General features: G+C 51.1%; 19 protein-coding genes. 6 read left to right on the top strand and 13 right to left on the bottom strand.

Annotated elements, in window-relative coordinates; translation table 11 throughout:
• Positions 1–88: 88 nt before the first annotated feature.
• The 11 genes from AC15IQ_RS07700 to AC15IQ_RS07650 form a co-directional block, all read right to left on the bottom strand.
• The gene (locus tag AC15IQ_RS07700) at positions 89–922 is read right to left on the bottom strand and encodes an FAD/NAD(P)-binding protein (RefSeq protein ID WP_483178380.1); all 834 of its coding nucleotides are present in this window, start codon (positions 920–922) and stop codon (positions 89–91) included.
• Complete coding sequence (locus AC15IQ_RS07695; RefSeq protein ID WP_483178378.1) at positions 909–1,928, bottom strand: 4Fe-4S dicluster domain-containing protein; 1,020 nt, start codon at positions 1,926–1,928, stop codon at positions 909–911. Before AC15IQ_RS07695 ends, AC15IQ_RS07700 begins: the two co-directional genes overlap by 14 nt.
• Positions 1,929–1,940: 12 nt before the next feature.
• Entirely contained in the window at positions 1,941–2,846 is a 906-nt protein-coding gene (locus AC15IQ_RS07690; protein WP_483178376.1) for a 4Fe-4S binding protein, read from the bottom strand.
• Positions 2,843–3,271 carry a hydrogenase iron-sulfur subunit gene (locus tag AC15IQ_RS07685; RefSeq protein WP_483178621.1) on the bottom strand — a complete coding sequence of 143 codons (429 nt, stop codon included), beginning with the start codon at positions 3,269–3,271 and terminating at the stop codon, positions 2,843–2,845. Before AC15IQ_RS07685 ends, AC15IQ_RS07690 begins: the two co-directional genes overlap by 4 nt.
• Entirely contained in the window at positions 3,268–5,259 is a 1,992-nt protein-coding gene (locus AC15IQ_RS07680; protein ID WP_483178375.1) for a 4Fe-4S binding protein, read from the bottom strand. Before AC15IQ_RS07680 ends, AC15IQ_RS07685 begins: the two co-directional genes overlap by 4 nt.
• A gap of 28 nt (positions 5,260–5,287) precedes the next feature.
• Positions 5,288–6,508: a CoB--CoM heterodisulfide reductase iron-sulfur subunit B family protein gene (locus AC15IQ_RS07675; protein ID WP_483178373.1), complete on the bottom strand. Its 1,221-nt coding sequence runs from the start codon at positions 6,506–6,508 to the stop codon at positions 5,288–5,290.
• A gap of 3 nt (positions 6,509–6,511) precedes the next feature.
• Positions 6,512–7,081 (bottom strand): 4Fe-4S dicluster domain-containing protein, encoded by a 570-nt coding sequence (locus AC15IQ_RS07670; RefSeq protein ID WP_483178371.1) that lies wholly within the window; start codon positions 7,079–7,081, stop codon positions 6,512–6,514.
• A gap of 390 nt (positions 7,082–7,471) precedes the next feature.
• The gene (locus tag AC15IQ_RS07665) at positions 7,472–8,233 is read right to left on the bottom strand and encodes an enoyl-CoA hydratase/isomerase family protein (RefSeq protein ID WP_483178370.1); all 762 of its coding nucleotides are present in this window, start codon (positions 8,231–8,233) and stop codon (positions 7,472–7,474) included.
• A gap of 308 nt (positions 8,234–8,541) precedes the next feature.
• Positions 8,542–9,000, bottom strand: a complete 459-nt coding sequence (locus AC15IQ_RS07660) for a hypothetical protein (protein ID WP_483178368.1) — start codon at positions 8,998–9,000, stop codon at positions 8,542–8,544.
• Positions 8,997–9,605, bottom strand: a complete 609-nt coding sequence (locus AC15IQ_RS07655; protein WP_483178366.1) for a YiiX/YebB-like N1pC/P60 family cysteine hydrolase — start codon at positions 9,603–9,605, stop codon at positions 8,997–8,999. Before AC15IQ_RS07655 ends, AC15IQ_RS07660 begins: the two co-directional genes overlap by 4 nt.
• 55 nt (positions 9,606–9,660) lie before the next feature.
• Positions 9,661–10,050 (bottom strand): CBS domain-containing protein, encoded by a 390-nt coding sequence (locus AC15IQ_RS07650; RefSeq protein WP_483178620.1) that lies wholly within the window; start codon positions 10,048–10,050, stop codon positions 9,661–9,663.
• Positions 10,051–10,261: 211 nt separating this feature from the next.
• Here AC15IQ_RS07650 and AC15IQ_RS07645 point away from each other — a divergent pair, with 211 nt between their 5' ends.
• Genes AC15IQ_RS07645 through AC15IQ_RS07630 form a run of 4 tightly spaced genes read left to right on the top strand, consistent with a single transcriptional unit; the run spans position 10,262 to position 15,374 of the window.
• The gene (locus AC15IQ_RS07645; protein ID WP_483178364.1) at positions 10,262–10,978 is read left to right on the top strand and encodes a hypothetical protein; all 717 of its coding nucleotides are present in this window, start codon (positions 10,262–10,264) and stop codon (positions 10,976–10,978) included.
• A complete protein-coding gene (locus tag AC15IQ_RS07640; protein ID WP_483178362.1) occupies positions 10,968–12,398 on the top strand; it encodes a hypothetical protein in 1,431 nt (476 codons plus the stop codon). The genes AC15IQ_RS07645 and AC15IQ_RS07640 overlap by 11 nt, the downstream gene beginning before the upstream one ends.
• A gap of 23 nt (positions 12,399–12,421) precedes the next feature.
• Positions 12,422–13,975 (top strand): hypothetical protein, encoded by a 1,554-nt coding sequence (locus AC15IQ_RS07635; RefSeq protein WP_483178360.1) that lies wholly within the window; start codon positions 12,422–12,424, stop codon positions 13,973–13,975.
• 1 nt (position 13,976) lies between these two features.
• Positions 13,977–15,374, top strand: a complete 1,398-nt coding sequence (locus AC15IQ_RS07630; RefSeq protein ID WP_483178358.1) for a hypothetical protein — start codon at positions 13,977–13,979, stop codon at positions 15,372–15,374.
• Positions 15,375–15,462: 88 nt separating this feature from the next.
• On the opposite strand, the gene AC15IQ_RS07625 is transcribed toward AC15IQ_RS07630, so the two are convergent.
• The gene (locus AC15IQ_RS07625; protein ID WP_483178357.1) at positions 15,463–16,233 is read right to left on the bottom strand and encodes a MerR family transcriptional regulator; all 771 of its coding nucleotides are present in this window, start codon (positions 16,231–16,233) and stop codon (positions 15,463–15,465) included.
• 190 nt (positions 16,234–16,423) lie between these two features.
• On the opposite strand from AC15IQ_RS07625, the gene AC15IQ_RS07620 reads away from it, so the two are divergent.
• Positions 16,424–17,239: a hypothetical protein gene (locus AC15IQ_RS07620; RefSeq protein WP_483178355.1), complete on the top strand. Its 816-nt coding sequence runs from the start codon at positions 16,424–16,426 to the stop codon at positions 17,237–17,239.
• 14 nt (positions 17,240–17,253) lie between these two features.
• On the opposite strand, the gene AC15IQ_RS07615 is transcribed toward AC15IQ_RS07620, so the two are convergent.
• Entirely contained in the window at positions 17,254–17,751 is a 498-nt protein-coding gene (locus tag AC15IQ_RS07615) for a helix-turn-helix domain-containing protein (protein ID WP_483178353.1), read from the bottom strand.
• A gap of 480 nt (positions 17,752–18,231) precedes the next feature.
• Between AC15IQ_RS07615 and AC15IQ_RS07610 the strand changes: the two genes are divergently transcribed.
• A complete protein-coding gene (locus tag AC15IQ_RS07610; protein WP_483178351.1) occupies positions 18,232–18,897 on the top strand; it encodes an acetate uptake transporter in 666 nt (221 codons plus the stop codon).
• Positions 18,898–18,974 lie beyond the last annotated feature (77 nt).

The following is an 18,974-nucleotide window of genomic DNA, read 5'->3' as shown; positions in this document are numbered from 1 at the left end:
ACGGGGACGCGGGGACGGTTCTTCTGCCTGGGGTTCCACCCCAGGCAGAAGAACCGTCCCCGCGTCCCCGCTGTGGAAACTTTAATTTTTACCACTCCTGCGGCAGTTGTTTCAGTTGGGTCAGGTCGAATACCGGGCCATCCAGACAGATGTACTGACTGCCGATATTGCACCTCCCGCATTTTCCGATGCCGCATTTCATGCGCATCTCCAGGGTGGTTACGATCTGTTCGTCTTGATATCCGAGTTTCTGCAAGGACTGCAGGGCGAACTTGATCATTATAGGCGGACCGCAAGTTACTGATACCTTGCCCGCCGGGTCGGGCGCTAACTCTTCAACGTAGGCCGGCACGAACCCCACATGACCTTTCCAGATCTCTTCAGGGTTGTCTATGGTGATATGGACTTCGGTATCAGGCTGACTGGGCCATTCCTCGAACAACTCCTTTTTGAAGCACAGGTCGTTATAGCTTCTGGAACCGTAAATGATAGTGATCTTGCCATAATCAGAACGGTTTTTGAAGCAGTGCTTGATAAAGGAGCGCAATGGCGCCAGCCCGATGCCTCCGGCAATAAACAGCATATCCTTGCCCCGGCTGGTTTCGATGGGGAAGCCATTGCCATAGGGTCCCCTTAAGCCCAGCTTCTGTCCAACTTCTATTCGGTGCAACTCCTCGGTTAAAAGGCCCACTCTCTTGATGGCGTACTGCTGGTATTCCTGTCCTTCCTGCCAGGTGCAGGAAAACATGCCTTCACCTACCGGCAGGGACAGCATGGAACACTGTCCGGGCATGACTTGATATGGCAGGCCGCCACCCACGCTTTTTACATAAAAGCTCTTCACATCCGGGGTCTCCTCAACGATGTCTATCACTTCCACGATGTGAGGCACCAGCGGTTGTTCGCAATTACAGTTCGACACTGCTGTCCACCTCCTTGATCTCATTGATTATATCAGTTATCCTCACCCCAGCCGGGCATACTATAGTGCAGCGCCCGCAGCCGGTGCATAAGGAATACCCGTAGCGTTCGTTGAAGAACTCCAGTTTGTGCAAAAAGCGTTGGCGGAAGCGTTCCACTCCGGTGGGACGTGGATTGCCTCCCCCAGCCTCGGCGGAGTATTCCGCATACATGCAGGAGTCCCAGCAGCGGAACCGATAGCCGGAATCTCCCCACATCTTGACCTGTATGTCAAAACAATGGCAGCTGGGGCAGATATAGGTGCAAGCTCCGCAGTTAACACACGGTTCAGCCATCTTTTGCCACAGCGGGTGATCGAACATGCTTTTAAGTTTCTCAGCCACTCCTTCATAATCCACTTGAGTGGTGAACGATTTGGCCTCCGGGTATTTTAGCTCCTTATCGACCAGGAATTCTGCCACCAGAGCGGTCAGCTTTTCGCCCTTTTCGGTTTTTGCTTCCCAGATGTAACCGTCATTACCGGTGTCTCTTATGATGACATCGGTCTCCGGCTCGGTCATAGCTACCCCCATAGCCCCGCAGAAGCAGTTAACTCCCGGATTGTAGCAGGCATTGCCGATAACGGTTACATTGTCGCGCCGGGCTTTGTAAAAACTGTCCTCAAAGCCCCGGGTTAAAAACACATCGTCCAAGCTGCGCATAGCCCGGGCATCACAGGCTCTGACCCCGAAAATCACCCGTTCGCTGCTATCTTCATAGGTTTTGTCGATACTCAGTTCCTGGCCCTGTTGTTTGAGATCATACATCCGCTCGGTTTGCGGAAACACGACGTATTTAGGCGAATTATAGACATTTAAGGCGTCCAGCAATAATGGCTTTTCTTTATTATCCTCATTCCAGGGGTAGAAGCCGCTACCCTGTTCGATTGCCATGGGTACGTACACAGTAGCCTGTTGGGCGATTTTATCCAGTAAAGCTTGCACTTTATCCTTGGCTAGTATTTTCACGCTTCTCCCCCCTTATATGAAGTCATCGGGATCGTCTTCCCGGTAGACACTCAAAGCCGGCTTCTGCCCTTCCACATAACTCATTCCTGCTTCATAAGGGCCGAAGAAGTGGTTGGCATCTTTGGCCAGTTTGTTGTTGATCAGCATCAGAGGTATATCGACCGGGCAAACCCGTTCGCATTCCCCGCATTCGATGCACCGTCCCGCCATATGCAGGGCTTTTACCAAATGGTACATCATATTGTCGGATGTGCTGTTTTCCCGTCCCACCCACTGGGGACGCATCTCATCATAGATGCAGGTGCGGCAGTCACAGGCTATGCAAGCCTGGCGGCAGGCATAACATCTGATGCATTTTGAAAACTCTTTCTCAAAGAATTGATAACGTTCCTCAACGGTCATGTTCTCAATGGCCTTGACTTGTGCAAAGCGCTCTGTCGTCATATGCGGGGGCTGCTCTTCGCCGATCAGTTCATCATAGATCACCGGGTTGGGGACCAGGCAGTTCTGGCATTTAACCGCTAACCCATCGCTGTCCCGCTGGGGCAGCAGGCCAGATTGGGCTTTTATCGCCAGCAAGGGATCTTTCATCCCCGGGCAAGACACTCCGATGATGTAGAGCCGCTCCCGTTTGATCTGGTTGTCTTCCAGGAGTCTTACTACACCCCGGGAGTCGCAGCCTTTGACCACTATGCCGATCTTTTCATGCCCGTCGCGCAGTTTGAGCAGATAGTTGCTGCTGTTGTGGATGGCATATTCATTGAATGCCATTCTCTCCAGGTCTGCTTTGCTCTTGGCTATATAGGGCCTTATGGCAAAATCGGGATTGCCTTCTTCCCAGCCGATGAATACATCGATTTTACCTGCGTCGAATAGCCCGGCAGCAATAGTTTTGATTTTATCGCTTATTGCTTTCATCGCGCATCCCTCAGCTTTCTATTGGGGCCCAGTTTCTTGACACCTTCTACAAAATTACTCATGGTTTCCTGAAACTTGGGTCCCTCAGCTCCTGAAATCCATGCGGTCTGATATCTTTCCGGCTCAATGCCGATATATTCCATTATGCTCTTCATCATGGTATGCCGGCGCCGGTTGTAATAATTGCCACTACCATAGTGGCATTCACCCGGGTGTCACCCCGAGAGCAATACTCCGTCCGCTCCACGGTTCAGTGCCCGCATCACTAAAAGCGGGTCCATTCTGCCTGAACAGGGAGTCCTGATAATTCTAACCTCGGCCGGGTACTCCAGGTGGTTTAAGCCGGCTAGATCGGCAGCCGCATAGCTGCACCAGTTGCAGGCAAAAACGATTACTTTAGGCTGCCATGCATTGGCTTCATTTATAGACACAGTGAATCCACCTCCGCTACCAGTTGTTCGTCGGTAAACCCTTTTAGGTTTAAGGCCGCAGTGCGGCAAGCCGGCAAGCAGGCTCCGCAGCCCTGGCAAAGACTGCTGTTGACCTCGGCTACCTGCCGGGTAAATGGTCCGTGTCCATGTCCGCCCCGCTCCTGGATCTCTTTCATCGAGATGGCGCTATAAGGACAGATGGGCACACACAGTTGGCATCCCGAGCATTTGCTGATATCTACCTCCGAAGTCATAGGCTCAACTGCCATCCTGGTCTTGGAGAACAGCCCGCATACCTTGACCGCGGCCGCACTGGCCTGGGCTACGCTGTCAGGAATATCCTTAGGCCCCTGGCAGCTTCCGGCCAGATACACCCCGGCAGCGAATGTCTCCACCGGCTGCAGCTTGGGATGGGCCTCCTGATACCAGCCGTCTTTGTCCACCGAAAAGCCGATCATCTTGGCCAGTTGCAAAGAATTCTGGGCTGGCACCATGGCAGTGGCTAAAACCACCAGGTCCGCCTCGAATTCCATGGGACGACCCAGCAAGGTGTCTTCAGACTTCAGTATCAGCTTATCGCCTCTAGGGTAGATCTTGCTGACCCTGCCGCGAATATATTTGGCTCCTGCGTTGAGGGAGCGCTGATAAAACTCTTCGTAATTCTTCCCGCCGGTGCGCACATCCATATAGAAGACGTAAGCTTCACTGCCGGGGATCTTGTCTTTCACCTGATAAGCATGCTTGGCGGTATACATGCAGCAGGCCCGCGAGCAGTAGCTCTTGCCTTTGCTGTCATCACGCGAACCCACGCATTTGATAAAAGCCACCTTCTTGGGTTCCTTACCGTCTGAAGGCCTTTTGATTTTGCCGGTGGTAGGCCCGCCCGCACTGACCAGCCTCTCAAACTGCAGGCTGGTGATAACATCCGGGTATTTGCCGTAGCCGTATTCGCCATAGCTGTTTTGCCAGTCGATCAAATCATAACCGGTGGCCATAACCATAGCCCCTACTTCCACATCCACCAATTCGTCTTTATCATCAAAACGAATGGCTTTGGTGGGACACAGCTTCTCGCAGATGCCGCATTTGCCCGAGGTCAGTTTGGTGCAGTTGGCCGCGTCGATCCGGGGCTTACCGGGCACTGCCTGCGGGAACAATTTGTGAATGGCGGTGCGGTTGGCCATATCCATCTCAAATTCATCTTTAATTTTTTTGCTGGGGCATTTTTCCCAGCAGGTGCCGCAACCGGTACACAGATCCCAGTCCACGTACTTGGCTTTCTTTTTGATGGTGGCGGTAAAATTGCCGATATATCCTGTAACCTTCACCACTTCACTATAGGTCATCAGTTCGATGTTAGGATGCTGCGCCACAGCAACCATCTTGGGGGTGCCTATTCAGGCGGCGCAGTCCATGGTGGGAAAGGTCTTATCGATCTGTGTCATCTTGCCCCCGATGGAGGCCTCCTTCTCTACCAGTATCACCGGATGCCCGGCTTCAGCAATGTCTAGCGCGGTCTGCATCCCGGCAATGCCTCCCCCCACCACCAGGGCTTTCTTGGTAATGGGGATGGTGGATATATTCAAAGGTTTGTTCTTTAAGACCTTCATCACACCCATACGCACCAGGTCCATGGCTTTGCGGGTGGCTTCCCCGCGGTCATGATGAACCCAGGAGTCCTGTTCGCGGATGTTGACCATCTCGAACAAGTAGCCGTTTAAACCCCCGGCCTCGACCGCGCGACGGAAGGTGTTCTCATGCATGCGCGGTGAACAAGAGGCCACCACCACTTGCTGTAATTGCTGTTCTTTGACCGCGTTTCTTATCATCTCCTGTCCCGGGTCTGAGCACATATACTTATATGTGGTCGAATATACCACCCCGGGCAGGTTTCTGGCGTATTCAGCAACCTTTTCGGTATCCACATTGGCTTCAATATTGGTGCCGCACTGGCACACAAATACGCCCACTCGCTTTTTCATTCACTAACCCTCCTTGCCCGACATGAGCTTATGCTTTGTCCCGTTTCTTGAGCTCCCCGGTCACAAAGGCATCTGCCACTTTAGTGGCTTTGTCTTTATCTGTAACCATCAGTTCTGCTATTTTAAGGCTTTTCTTCTCGTCGTGAGCCATCAGTTCGGCCAATACTTTGGCCCTCTCAGGGTCTTCGATCAACCGGGCGGCGATTTTATCCGGGCTCTTCTGAATGCCCTTGAGCATAGCCTCGATTTTCTTCTGTACAGCCTCTGCATCAACTGCAGGCTCGGCTGCGCCGTCCGCCTGGCCGGCACCAGGGCTGACTGCCGCTTTCGCCGCTTTTTTAGGCTTTTGGGCCTCTTCTTCCGCTGCCAGGGCAGCGGCCTTTTCGGGCAGACTGTTCAAGTAGCCCATAGCTTCTACAAAGTGCCGCGGCACACCAATTTCATTAGGTGTATAGCCTCCGGCCAAGGCCACCATTTCAGTGATATAGTAGATGGGCATATCCAGTTTCACGCCCATGGTCTTTGCTACTTTGGCCTGGCGCATATCCAGGTTCAACATGCACAGGGGACAGGCGGTTACAATGCATTCCGCCCCGGCATCTTTGGCATTGCGGATTACCTCGTATATTATTTTGCTGCCGATATCGGGCCGCGAGGTTGCCAGGGCCGCTCCACAGCATTCGGTCTTATACGGCCAGTCCACTGCTTGCGCACCCAGGGCAGTCATTACCTGATCCATGGTGTTCGGTTGTTCGGGATCATCGAATCCGGTATGAGCTGTGGGCCGAACCAAGAGGCAGCCATAATAGCAAGCGGCCTTCATGCCTTTTAAGGGCTTCTCCACCTTGTTTTGTATGGCCTCGATACCCACATCCCTGACAAGCCATTCCAGTATTGAGATGGTAGTGGTCCGGGCTGAAAATTCCATGTCGATAGCTTGCTGTATTTTCTCGCGCAAGGCCTCATCGTTTTTAGTCTCCACCTCCACCGCCCGGTGGCGGTTATAGCAAGCCGCACAGGGAGCCAGCAAGGTGTCCAGATTCATTTTTTCCATTATGGCCAGGTTGCGCGCCGGCAAGGCCAGGGAAAGGAGTTTGTTGGTATTGTGGGCTGAAGTGGCCCCGCAGCAATTCCAATCCTCCAATTCCCGCAGTTTTATACCAAACATCTCCGCAGTCTTTAAGGTGGACAGCTTATATTCAACTCCGCTGCCGCCTCCGGAGCAACCGGGGTAATAACCGATTTCCATATGCTATTCCCCCCCCATTTTATCGACCCGGTCAAAGATCGCTTTTACTTGGGCACTGCCCTTGATTTTATGGGGCAAAACTTCCACTTTGCCACGCTGCATCATGGGCAGCCCCAGTTCCATGTCCTTGAACAACTGCCCGGTTTTAAGATTATGATAAAGAAGGATCCCGGCTTCAAAGGAGCGTCCGAAATTCTTTACCCCGCCCAGGAAACCTTCATTGAACGCAGCCACCTTTTTGTCGGTTACTTTTCCTTCAGCTAAGGCTTTGCGACGCATTGCATCCATCAGTGATGCTATATCCACATTGCGGGGACATCTAGCCGAACAGGTCTCACATGAAGCACAGACCCAGATGCTGTCAGCTTTTAAGGCCTCCTCTACCAAATCCAACTGCAAGAGGCGGATTATCTGCCGGGGCGGGTAATCCATGGCAAATGCCACCGGGCACCCTGCCGAACACTTGCCGCATTGATAGCATGATTTTATATTGGTATGGGCTTCATGTTCGATTTGCTCGATCATGGCTTGAGCCGATCCAGGCATTGGAATCAGGGTCACAGCCTCCTTCATAGTCTTCTCTCCTTCCCTTAAACAATCTATTATTAACCCGCATGGCGGGATTTGACATCGAATCGATTACCGCAGCAATAGTGTACCGTTTTTCGACATTTCTTTAAAATAGTCGAACCACAGCTAGTTTATTATAATATAAATGTGCATCATATTGGTGTTAAAAGTTTGTTAATGATACCAGCAGATTGGAAAAAGAGTATGCTAAATACAATTAACGCAAGATGTGTCATTAAGTAATTATGCGCAAGATACCGCTTTGTCGCCGATAACAGCGGGACTACAGCCCCTGTTCATATTTTGGCAAATTATTAGACAGATTTTTCCCCGCACCAATTTCTCAGTCACCAGATACAGGCTACGAAGATTGGGCAAGATCACTCCACGGGTTTAACTTTGCCCACTAAATCCCTTCAATCGCTGATCGGTGTCATCGATCTTAAAATTCAGCTTATACTCGACATTCTCCAGGCCTTCCTGGAGAGTGGTCTGCCAACCCTGGTTGTACATGACTTTACAGGCTGCAATCGTCTGTGCACTGTTTCTAAGGATGTCCTGGCAGATCTCTTCCACTTCGGCGCGCAGCCTGGATGACGGCACCACCACATTAACCAGTCCGAATTGCATGGCTTCCTGAGCCGACATGGTGCGGGCCGTAAAGGTATAATACTTCGCCCGGTTAAGCCCGATTATCCTCGGCATGCGCTGACTCATCCCCCAGCTGGGGCGGATGCCGAATTTGCAGTGCGTGTCCCCGAAACGGGCTTCTTCCGCGGCAACGACTATATCCGCACTGAGCAGCAGCTCCAGTCCTCCGGTGTATACAAATCCATTCACCATGGCAATAACTGGTTTGGAGGCATTCTGCACCGCTGCTATAAAGGACCTGCCATATTCATCTATTTCCGGGCCCACTGCCCCTCCACTGAACTGTATCTGCCCCAATGATTTCAGGTCCAATCCAGTGCACCAGGCACGACCGGTTCCAGTGATGACCATCACCCCTACATCGGCATCCTGGTCTGCAGCCAGCACTTCGCGCTTGACCCCGTTCATCATCTCCGGGGTTAAAGCGTTAAGGGCCTCCGGACGGTTCATGGTAATCCATGCGATCCCCGGGGTTTTTTCCACTAGCACTTGCGGCAATGGCATATTTTTCCTCCTCCACAAAATTAATGGCTTGACCTATAAAACCTATCCGAGCCGAACTGCGATTAACAGACCATTCCGGTTGGTGCTGAATTGGCGGTGTCATACTGCAGTGATCCGCCTGCCCCCAGAACTGGACGGATGCTGTCCGGATTGTATAATTGGATTTATTTAACAGTATATGATTATCTTTTTGGTACACAATATGATTAGAAACCGGCAGTCACCACAGATCAATAAGCACCTGAAAAACGGATAAGTCTTATTGATAAAAAACTGCCGGTTTCTTTAAAAACCGCTGGCAGATTAAATCAAACACAATCCTTGGCACTGCCCAACTTATTGTGTTTGAACACTGCCAGCGGATTTATTTTGCCGCTGAAGGTCCATATCCATAAAGCGAGCAGAGGGGCGCCGCCAATCAATCCGTAGTAATAGGAAGGATAGGCCAGGTCACTGGGTGGTAAAAGAGCCAGCCAGGGCAAAATAGGGGTCATCCAGAATAGCAACAAGAAGATGGCATAATTATAAATCCCTCCAGGATCCCAGCCCGTTAGCAGTATAAAGGCCATGGAAAAACCTGGTATCTGCCAGGCCAATGACGATAACAAGCGTTTTCCCCACTCAACTCCCCGCAGACTGTCAGCTTCCAGGGTGATTACCAACAGGTACAAAACCGCGGCCAGATACTCCCAACCGGACCAATAACTCATCAGCCATACCGCTCCCCAGGCAAAGATGTGAATCCATAAGAGGCGCAAGGTGATCATAACTGCCCCCCTTCCCTGATTACACTGACATAGGGGCTGTGATAAAAAATATCCGGGGGCACCCATAAATCCCCGGTAGTGTCGAAATCCAATCCCTGGGTCTGATAAGCTTTCCACATGATCTTGCTGCAATTCCAGCTTCTGTCCCCAGATTTAAAGGCCACCGGATAAAACACCTCATCCAGCTGCCGCAGCGCATAATCGACCGCAGCCTGTTTGAGGGCCTTATCAGCCTCGACCCGCAAAATACAAATTTGAGGGTATTCGCGGAAATGATCTACAGGCTGCAGGGTAATCCCCAGATCAGCATAGCCCTCAATAATCTGTCCAGAGCCGACATACATAGCAGCATGTGAGTAATATCCGTAGGCGCAGTCGGGGTATGCGCCCAATATAATATCCCCCGGCTCCAAGCCCTCAAAGGAGATGCTGTTGTGGGCCTGCTGGGGATTGCCATAGCCGATATTGCCTGACCGTGCGCTGTTGATATAAGTGCTGGTAGCCCCATGGGCAGAAGTTATGATCTCTTGATGATTAATGAAAATGGCCAGACCTGCCAGTAAGGTCAACAGCGGAAATATCCAAATATTGAAAGCCTGCTTCATCTTAAACCCCAGTTCAAATAAAATGGCCGCCCCAACAGCTGGATTCGGTCTTGCTTTACGGCCTTTCTAATAATGTTTTGCAGAGCTGCAGTATATCCGTCTCGCTTATTATCCCCACCATGGCACCGCCTTCAATTACCGGTATTCCGCTGATCTTATGCTTCAGCAGAAGGTCGATGGCTTCAGTCAGATCGGCCTGGGCCGGTACGGTGATCACCGTTTTGGTCATGACCCAGTCAACCGGGCTATCACCCACGAATTCAGGTGAGCGCAGTGCTTTTTCTATATCATGCTGTACGATCATGCCGATCAAACTGCCTTGAGACAGAACCGGCAGGCGGCGGATATTGTTCTCCACCATAAGTTCCAGGGCATGGTTCAGCGTTTTACGGCTTTCTACACTGACCACCGCCTTGGTCATGATGTCCTTAACTTGCATTAACATCACCTCTAACATTATTCTATCATAGTGATATGCAGAAAACGGCATCAAGCTGCGGCTGGACATACGGCAAGCAGATGCCCCCTGCTCAAAGATAGACCTTCATCAGCCAGGCATGTTGAAGACGAATCGTTCCTCACCGCCATCCAGGATATAAATACGGATTTCCATTAAGCTTTGCGGTAAAATAGTAAAAAAGTATTGAGGGCATCATATGCGGGCCATTTTGAAGAAACTGCTGCGGCAGCAGGAGCTGTGCCAGGATGAATACAAAAACCTGATGGACTACATTAGACATTTGCAGGTCCATTCTTCATTTTCCTATCAGGTGTTTCACCGCAGATACAGCAGGGTGCTCCATGAGCAATATGCCACTTACCTTCCCGAATTCGAATACACTCTGGGTGATGTGATCTCTTTGTTGGCAAGAGAGCCGGAACTGTTGATATATGCCCAGCAGCGTCCGGTGCAATGGCAGTACTTTCCAACCCCTTACCAGCCTTTTCTCAAGGCCTGTTCAGAAATGCAAGCCGAAGGCCGCTTGTTCTATGAGATCGTGGACCAAATGGCGATGAAGCCGGAGCGCCTTAACGAACTGCCCCCTCCCCATGATGGCGAGGTGGTCATGCTGTTCGAAGACCGCAACCCCTTCAAAGAGCCCGGCTTAAAGGCCCATTTCGATCGTTTGAGCCGTTTCAGTTTCATCACCCGGCTGCAGAGTATAAGGTATCTGACCGTACATAAAGCCAAACAGGACCGTATAGAAGTCGTGGCAGCAGACCGCCTGGGAGGCATTTTTACCAATAAAGAGAAATCCATCTATTTCTATATTTACCTGACCGAATCGAACTGGGCTAAGGCCGGTGAGGCCTGCCGCTTGATGAATCTGGCCTTGTATGGCTTGCCGGAAGGAGAACCGCATGAAAGCTGAGAACCGTGCCGATAAAGCAATAGACCTATTTCAGCTATGGGGACAGGAACTGGCAGAACGTCGGGAAATACGCGATTCGCAGCTCAATCCGGCAGACATGGTTTTAAACCGCCCTGAAGAAGTGGACCTTTTGGTACGAGCCTGGTTCTATTGCGGCAGAAGCCGTGACCTGTATGTGGCCTTATTCCACAATATGAACAAAATGCCCATACTGAAGTGGCTGACAACTTCACCGCCAGTTGTCATACAGGGCTTTCTCGAGTTCCTTCCCTGGTATTTATTGCTCTACCGGCCCCGCCCGGTGGAATTACAGTTTTTGGTCAGCTTATACCGCGAGGAACTATCCCCCTGGTATAGCGCCATCGCTGAAAGCCTGAGTCAGGAAGCCAGTCATTATTTGATGTCCCGGACCGCCAACCCCAGCCTGCGCCAACTGCTAAAAGCCCCGGCACATACTGAGGCTAAAGAGTTGTATGGCACGGTTTTGAACCGCCTCTCGGAAAATACTCTGCCCGGCCTGTATGGCGATAAAAATAAGTGTTTGTTACAAGCTTTACAGATGAGCAGTATGTGCAGTCGGGATATACAAAACCATCCAGGAACAGATCATATGCTCCAGGTCATAGAGACAGCCGAGGCTATATTTGAAGCCGGATTGGTGCCTGACAGCATGGCTATTCTGCTCGAAGCCTATGAGGATGGGGTTAAAAAGGGTCGCTTCAAAGGGCTTGAAGCCGGTAATCGGCTATATAAACGGTGGTCGCGACTACTGCTCAAGGTGGCACCGGCATACGCCATGCTGGAGCATGGCCCATCAGCCGCGGCAGCCTACCGTTCTATACACAAGCGCTATTTTCCCCTGTTTCCCGACCATGCTCCCACCTATACCAGCCTGGGGATATTGGAGCGGCTGCAATCGGACAGCCCCTCTGGGCCAGCTATTGTGGCCTCCCTCAGACTATGGCTGCTGCAAATCAGCCGCGAGCTGAACCAGGAACAGCAAGCCTGGTTCGATGCCGAGGGCATGATTAGACTGGGGTTAATGCGCCAACTGGTTGACAGCCTCAAACAAGCCCAGCCACAGCAAGCCTTTACCCTGGCTATGTGTGCGCTATGGGTGAATCGCAGCTTTGAATCCGGTCTAAATAAGCAAAGCTGTACCTGGCTAATGTCCCTCTGCCAGGAAATGTGGGCCTGGGTGCCGAGTGCGATATTTTTTAATGCTCGCTTATGGGAGCAGTTAAGCAGGTATCTTGACCATGGCGACAGGCAGGCGGGGGATCGTCTCCTGTCACGGATGAGTGAACTGCAGGGAGACGACCTGCAATTCGAATTACAGCATCGGCCGGATCTGTTCAAACAGCGTGACCGTATCTGGGAGCGCAATATACTGGCAGGTGCATTTTTGGGGGTGCGATAAAACTGGATTCCAATGTAGTCGATATGCAGGCCTATACTCAGATACTAGAAGAATTGCTGGCTCGCCTGCGGCGGGAAGTTGACGCCCAAAGCACCATGGCAAAGATACCTGGCGAGGCTGATATAGATCAATACCTCTTGCACATAAACAGCTTCTATTACCAGAGTTTCCTGGAGCATTATCTGCCCCTATACCAGCAGCGCTGGCATCAAGAGGTCAAGGAACTGCTCATGCTCTCCCAGCAGCAAGGGGTTCTGGAAACCAATATCATGTCCACCTTAAAGCGGTATACCCGTTTACACAACCTGCTAAAAACCCTTTTGCAGAGCATTCAGGTTTTCTTCCATATAAATGAGCAGGAAGCCCGACTGATGCAAGAAGAAACTATGCGTCAGGGCACTGAGTTATTGTTGGTTCTGACTGATCTGGAGCATCAATTGCAGTCTCTGCAGACTTATTTGTTAAGAATAGTTCCATATCTGGAGGACCAGGAACTGATGAGCTACCTGGCTCAATACCCCGGCTATGCCGCTATCCTGAATGTAGCCGAAGCGCCTTTTCAGGGGCCGGCTCGCTGCCCCCGCGCACTCATCCAGGCGATCAGCGAGGTGACCTATCTGATAGCATTGCTTAACAGCCCAGTGCTAAATAATCAAGCCGGGCAGACCAGGTTGGCCATGGATATGCAGCAGCGTATCAAACACCTGAAAGCAGCTAATGACAGCGACGATCCCATAAGCGCCTGGATCACTGGCCAGTTCACCCTGGAGTTGTCACTCTACTGCCAGGCCCTGTTATCGGAGCAGACTGCTGCTGATATAAAAGCTCTGATACTGGAACGCTTGAAGGGCTGGCAGAAGTTTTTACAACTGCGGGCCTCAAACCAGCTGTCCCCAGGTGCAGAGTTAAGTTCCTTGATGTTTATGGGCCCAACCTCAGCCGAAAGTCTGCAGGAATCGCTGCGCGATGTGGAATTCGCTCTTAACCAGTTAGGCCAGCTCACAACCGCCCTGCAGCATAACCCCGAACCGAGTTACCAGATCCTGGTTCAGGTCAGGGAATGGCTGGCTTTCTGGTCGCCTTTCCTGCGCAGTATGAGCAATGAAGCCGAGGTTCGCCAGACGCCTCACCTTAATGCTCTGTTACACCAGGCCAGAGGGGCTATTTCCATGCTTTCTCACCAGCTCAGCATGATAGAAACGGCCAGGCGGCGTTCAGCTTATAATCAGGATCAGGTGGAACGGATGCGAACCCTGGCTGAGACTCAGCTGGCCCATCTGGGGCAGCTGAAATCAGACCTGGATCGGCTGCTGGCGCCGCGCAATGTAGCCCGCACCTGGAAGGACATGGGAGTCCGGCTGGTAAAGGTTCCTCTGCAAAACGGACAGGCATTCCCCTCCGATTATATTCACCTGTTGGAGCAGGCCAGGTGGGAACCGCGAACTGATACCTCCCGGCCCGACTACACCATCCTCCATGAGGAAGGAGACCTGTTCATCATCCAGGTACTCAATGAAGAACAGGTGGAGATTCCATTTATGATTCTGACCCGGCAGCCTTCGGCTCAGGAGGTTTGAGATGAGACTGGGTATTGATATCGGCACTGTTTCTTCCACAATCGCAGCCTACAGCGAAGGCCCTTTAATATACGGAGGCGGTGATCGGCCGCAGCCATTCATCAGTGTAATCCCTCATCAGCCTGCCTTACAGGGTCTCAGCCTGGAAGGCCACCTAGTCAACCACCAGTCCGGCACATCCCTGCCAGCTGGGAGGAGCAGCTTAGGGCCAGCCTGGGATTGCCTACAGTCTGAACTCATGTGGTCAGCCTACTTAAAACATCTGCAAAATTACCTGCCGCCACATGCAAATGAGCCGATCGAATCCGTTACCGTTTCAATTCCCAATTGCCTGGGGCTAAAAGAGCGGCAGATCCTTTCGAGAGCACTGCAGCACACCTTCCCGGAAACCTCCTCATATCTCCTGCCTCAGCCACTGGCAGCCTTCATAGGCTATCGTGCCTTGAATCCGGAGACGCTGCTGGAAGGGGATGTACTGCTAGTAGATTGCTTCGCCGGGACTGCTCAATTCAGTTTCCTAAGCACCGTGAGGCCAGCGCAGATGGTTTTGGAAACAGAGCTGCCGCTGGCTGAAGAGAGCAGTCTCAATTTTTTCATAGATACCATTGTTAAACCCCATGCCCAAAAGCTGGGCTTATTTGACCAGCACAGCTGGCGACTGGACAACATCCTGCTGCTGAACAGTGACTCTGGGACCTCAGGTCTGCTCAGGAACATCGAAGATCTCTTTCCGGGTGTTCCTGTTTACCAGGGCGAGACTGAACATCCCTATCACGCAGTGGGGGACTGCCTGTGGCAGGAAGCGGCCGACCAGATCAGCTTTATTTATCCCTTCAAATTTTACTTAGAAAAGCAGACCGGGCAGGGTGGCTCGGTATTGGAATTAATACCTTTTGATACTGTCAATTTGGAGCTCACTTTAGGTGAAAGGTATATTCTCACTTCGCTTGCAGTGCGCTCCGACTATAATCTGGCCACAGCCCCAGAGGAAGTTGAGATCAGGCTGTATGCATCACAAAACCGAGCAGGCAGGGCTGAAATGGAAGAATGGTCGGCTCCTGATCTGGTGATGCACTGGCATCAGCAGGGCTGGGGAGGAGATGAACTGCTCAACATCGAATTGGATGTGTCCACTTCACAAATATTTATCAACTTCACAACTGACCCGGTGAGCCGAGTTGATACAGAAATCCTGGTCGACTGGCCGAGCCGGCAGCTGTCTCTGGCTAAATACCTGTCAGCCTATAAAAATGTTGACCAGGAACTGATAAAGACCTTAATAACCCACTTAACAAACCAATTAGAATCCAGCCCGGGGAACTCTGCTGACGCTTGCTTTGGCCAGCTCCAGGCCTCTTATTACCGGCTGCTCTGTGCCTTGCAGATAATGAATCCCTGAGATACGCAACAATTAGCGGCCTGATCCCCATACCAGCATGCTGTTAAGGACCAGGCCGTCAATCCTGGCTGGTGAAGCTCGCCAATGCTTAATCCGGCTGCTCAATGCCGGTATATCTCAATACTGCTTCGCGCAAGAATTGCGCCGCCCCGGGTTGAATCTTATCATAGTGTTCAGTGAAGCGTTGATCATCCACATACATCTGCACCACTCCAGCATGGGCCTCTTTGCTGTAGCTCTTCCAAAAGTAGCACAGCCACTGGCGGTGCAGGTCAGCAGCCCGCTGGGCCAGTTCGCCGGCTGGATTGCCGGTTTTCATCGCCTCTTGCAGAGTCTTATTGAAATCGGCAGTCAGTTTCTCAACTTCAGCCATTTGCTGAGGGGTCATATCCAGCACCTTCTGGTTGGAGGCCTCGACTTCCCGATCACCGTATCGGGCTCTAGCCTCTGCTCCATATTTCTTCTCGTTGTCCTCTACCAGCTTGCGTTTAAAACCCTCGAATTTCTCTTCATCAGACATAGCAATGCTCCCTTCTCGGCTAGCGATAGTCTTTTCGATATTGGTTATGAGCTGATCCAGTTGCTGCCTGCGGTTGAGCAACTGGCGGTGATGTTCCTGCAGGGCGGCGACCTCATCGAAACCGGGAGTAGACATTATCGCTGCGATTTGCTCCAGACCGAGGCCTAATTCCCTATATAGCAAGATGTGCTGCAAGCGGTCCACCTCATCCCGTCCATAGATGCGGTACCCGGCCGAGTTCAAGCGCGCTGGCTTTAAGAGACCGATCTCGTCGTAGTATCGCAGCGTCCGTGGACTTACTCCAGCCAGACGACTCAATCGCTGCACCGTATATTCCATGTGTTGTCACCTCCTCATGAAATCACTATACACCCTTACGTTGCGTTAAGGTCAACCGAATCTTTCATGGTACTATATGGTATATCACGCTTGCCTAAACTCATTCAGCCGCATTGTTTAACCGAACCAAACCGAATAAATACGGTATAATTTGAGTAATGATTTTGTCTGGAAAGGATGAATAATTACTATGATCACTACTCTGGCGTTGCATCCGGCCGCGGCTAAGACTATAATCGGACAGGCGGTGGCAGCGCTGCCCGAGGTGCAGCAAGCCTTTAGTAATGGGAAGATAATTATCGGGGCGGGAACTACCAATGTAATGGTGGCCAAAGCCTTGCTAGGTGTGGAAGTCAAAGACTTGGAGGCTTATGCGGCAGGCATCATTACCCAACGGGTTGCCTGCATCACCACGAGATCGTCCCGAGTCGGGCCCTGGTGTTTGGACAAAGGGGTTCCAGTCCAGGCTGATTGGCTAGATTTCCTGGACAGTATGCAAGCCGGGGATGTTTTTATCAAAGGGGCCAACGCTTACGACCAGGCCGGCTTGATAGGCATAATGCTGGGAAATGATCGTGGCGGGACAGCAGGCCAGGCAGTAGGCACGATCAAAGCCCGGGGAATAACCTGGATTGCTCCCATAGGTCTGGAAAAACTCATACCCTGCTGCATTACTGCCGAGAGGTGGATGCAGGGTGCGGTCCGCAGCAGGTTGCATCTGGGCTTGAAGTGCGGTTATCTGACTGTGGCCAACACCATGATAGTGAACGAAATCGAGAGTATAAAAATACTCAGCGGTGCGCAAGCAGTACAGGTAGCAGCAGGCGGGGTGGGAGGAATGGAAGGGGCCAGCGTTTTGGCAGTAGAATGCAACGATGAGGCGCATTGTCGTCAGGTATTGCAGATGGCCAAAAAGGCCAATCAGGTCTCACCTCTCAAAATCAGGCGCCAGACCTGTGCCGAATGTGAACAGCCTTGTTTCATGCAGGAAAAACCAGCACCATAATGCAGGTTAAGCAATTATTTACCGCGCAGCCAGGAGAACCAGGAGCGCCCCTTACCTTCCTGTTCCGCTTTCCACAGGTCGAGAAATTCATTTATTTTCTTCTCCCTCTCCAGGTTGCGCTCATCGATTTTTTTCTCCAGCCGGGCCATCTTTTCTTCCAGCTTGCGGTTCTGCTGCATCAATTCCTCATTCTGTTCTACGATGCGTTTTGCAATGCCCACCATTTCTTTGAGATTATTCTCTGAGGGGGTAACATTGACCAGCCCGGTTTCCTCAACCATCCTGTTTTCCTGGGCGGTCTCCAGGGCCAGTTTGATGGCGGTGGTATTCAGCCCCTTTTCTTTGAGCTGCAAGACCAGGCGTAGGGTCTCCAGGTCGGCTTCACTGTACATGCGGTCACCCCGTTCGTCCCGCTTGATTCTGATCTTAAGAGTGGTTTCCAGGTAGCGCAGGGTATGCTGTTCTATCCCCAGCATCTCAGCCACCTCGCCGATTTTATAAAATCTCTCCATAACCGTGTCACCTTTCTAAAGATCACTTCATAAATTGTTATCAGGTAGATCAATAATGAGCCAAAACCGAAGATCAGGTGCTTTAGACCTCATAAATAGTTTTCAACCGTTCTGTTTTAGGGGTCCGTTCTTAACCTGATTATCAACTTATCAAGCCAATTATTGTGAAGCCGTTACTTTCCCTACCCCTTCTTAATTGAGCTTATATACTACTTAATAGATGTATATGAGCAGCCGTCCATAATAGGACGGCTTTTTTGTTGCACATCGACAACAGCCCTAATCCTCGGATTTCCAAGCATTAATTAGACAATATATTATATGTTGCTGCAGTTTTGCAGGATTTCCTGCGGTAATTGTTGAATTTGATTTGGCGTAAGATAATTTTTTCACAGGTAATCCGGAAAGGGGGATAGCTGAAATACTTTTGATGTCGATTAATAGTGCATTTAACAAGACACAGGGGGTAGGAGTTAGAAGATGGCAAATGAAATGAAGGTAACCGGTCATATTCAAGAAGTGGTGGGGAACCCAACCCCGCTGGGTTTGCTGGGTCTGGCCCTGGTCACTCTGGTGGCTTCCTCGCAAAAGCTGGGGATAACCGAAGGAACCGCCTATGTGATTCCGTGGGCTATATTCCTGGGCGCAAGCGCTCAATTTGTCGCAGGATTGCTTGATTTTAAACACAACAACACTTTCGGGGGAACTGCTTTTTGCGCTTATGGATTCTTCTGGTTCGGCGTAGCTATGACCTGGATGACCGGTAATGGCACCATCGGTTTAGGTCCGAATGCCGTTATTGATTCGCAACAACTGGGTTTTGCCTTCCTCGGTTATCTGATATTCACCATATTCATGACCGTGGGTGCCATGGCGACCAATAAAGTACTATTTCTGATATTCTTCTTGATCGACCTGCTCTTTTTAGGGCTGTCTTTCAGCACCCTGCAAATCGGGAATGCTCATATGTGGCACGAACTTGCGGCCTATGCAGAGCTGATGATCTCAATATTCTCTTTCTATTTGTCGGGGGCCACGGTACTAAACATTCAGTACGGGTATACCGTGCTTCCAGTCGGAGCACCTTTTGGCAGCTTCTACCGCAAATCGGTGGCTGTTAAGCAGAAGGCTGGCATCGCTGCCTAAGACAGATAAGACAGAATTCAAAAACCGTTTTCAGCTTCATGCTGAAAACGGTTTTTTGTCGTCTTTCGTCTTTGGGG

Source organism: Syntrophomonas sp. DTU019, from assembly GCA_913757435.1.
GTDB lineage: Bacteria > Bacillota > Syntrophomonadia > Syntrophomonadales > Syntrophomonadaceae > DTU019.
This window is presented reverse-complemented; position numbering and strand designations above follow the sequence as displayed.

Excerpts from the sequence above, each read along its gene's own strand:
- AC15IQ_RS07670 (WP_483178371.1), bottom strand. The coding sequence starts at position 7,081 with ATGAAGGAGGCTGTGACCCTGATTCCAATGCCTGGATCGGCTCAAGCC.
- AC15IQ_RS07640 (WP_483178362.1), top strand. The coding sequence starts at position 10,968 with ATGAAAGCTGAGAACCGTGCCGATAAAGCAATAGACCTATTTCAGCTA.
- AC15IQ_RS07635 (WP_483178360.1), top strand. The coding sequence starts at position 12,422 with ATGCAGGCCTATACTCAGATACTAGAAGAATTGCTGGCTCGCCTGCGG.
- AC15IQ_RS07610 (WP_483178351.1), top strand. The coding sequence starts at position 18,232 with ATGGCAAATGAAATGAAGGTAACCGGTCATATTCAAGAAGTGGTGGGG.
- AC15IQ_RS07690 (WP_483178376.1), bottom strand. The coding sequence starts at position 2,846 with ATGAAAGCAATAAGCGATAAAATCAAAACTATTGCTGCCGGGCTATTC.
- AC15IQ_RS07615 (WP_483178353.1), bottom strand. The coding sequence starts at position 17,751 with ATGGAGAGATTTTATAAAATCGGCGAGGTGGCTGAGATGCTGGGGATA.
- AC15IQ_RS07645 (WP_483178364.1), top strand. The coding sequence starts at position 10,262 with ATGCGGGCCATTTTGAAGAAACTGCTGCGGCAGCAGGAGCTGTGCCAG.
- AC15IQ_RS07630 (WP_483178358.1), top strand. The coding sequence starts at position 13,977 with ATGAGACTGGGTATTGATATCGGCACTGTTTCTTCCACAATCGCAGCC.
- AC15IQ_RS07655 (WP_483178366.1), bottom strand. The coding sequence starts at position 9,605 with ATGAAGCAGGCTTTCAATATTTGGATATTTCCGCTGTTGACCTTACTG.
- AC15IQ_RS07650 (WP_483178620.1), bottom strand. The coding sequence starts at position 10,050 with ATGTTAATGCAAGTTAAGGACATCATGACCAAGGCGGTGGTCAGTGTA.
- AC15IQ_RS07660 (WP_483178368.1), bottom strand. The coding sequence starts at position 9,000 with ATGATCACCTTGCGCCTCTTATGGATTCACATCTTTGCCTGGGGAGCG.
- AC15IQ_RS07620 (WP_483178355.1), top strand. The coding sequence starts at position 16,424 with ATGATCACTACTCTGGCGTTGCATCCGGCCGCGGCTAAGACTATAATC.
- AC15IQ_RS07625 (WP_483178357.1), bottom strand. The coding sequence starts at position 16,233 with ATGGAATATACGGTGCAGCGATTGAGTCGTCTGGCTGGAGTAAGTCCA.
- AC15IQ_RS07665 (WP_483178370.1), bottom strand. The coding sequence starts at position 8,233 with ATGCCATTGCCGCAAGTGCTAGTGGAAAAAACCCCGGGGATCGCATGG.
- AC15IQ_RS07675 (WP_483178373.1), bottom strand. The coding sequence starts at position 6,508 with ATGGAAATCGGTTATTACCCCGGTTGCTCCGGAGGCGGCAGCGGAGTT.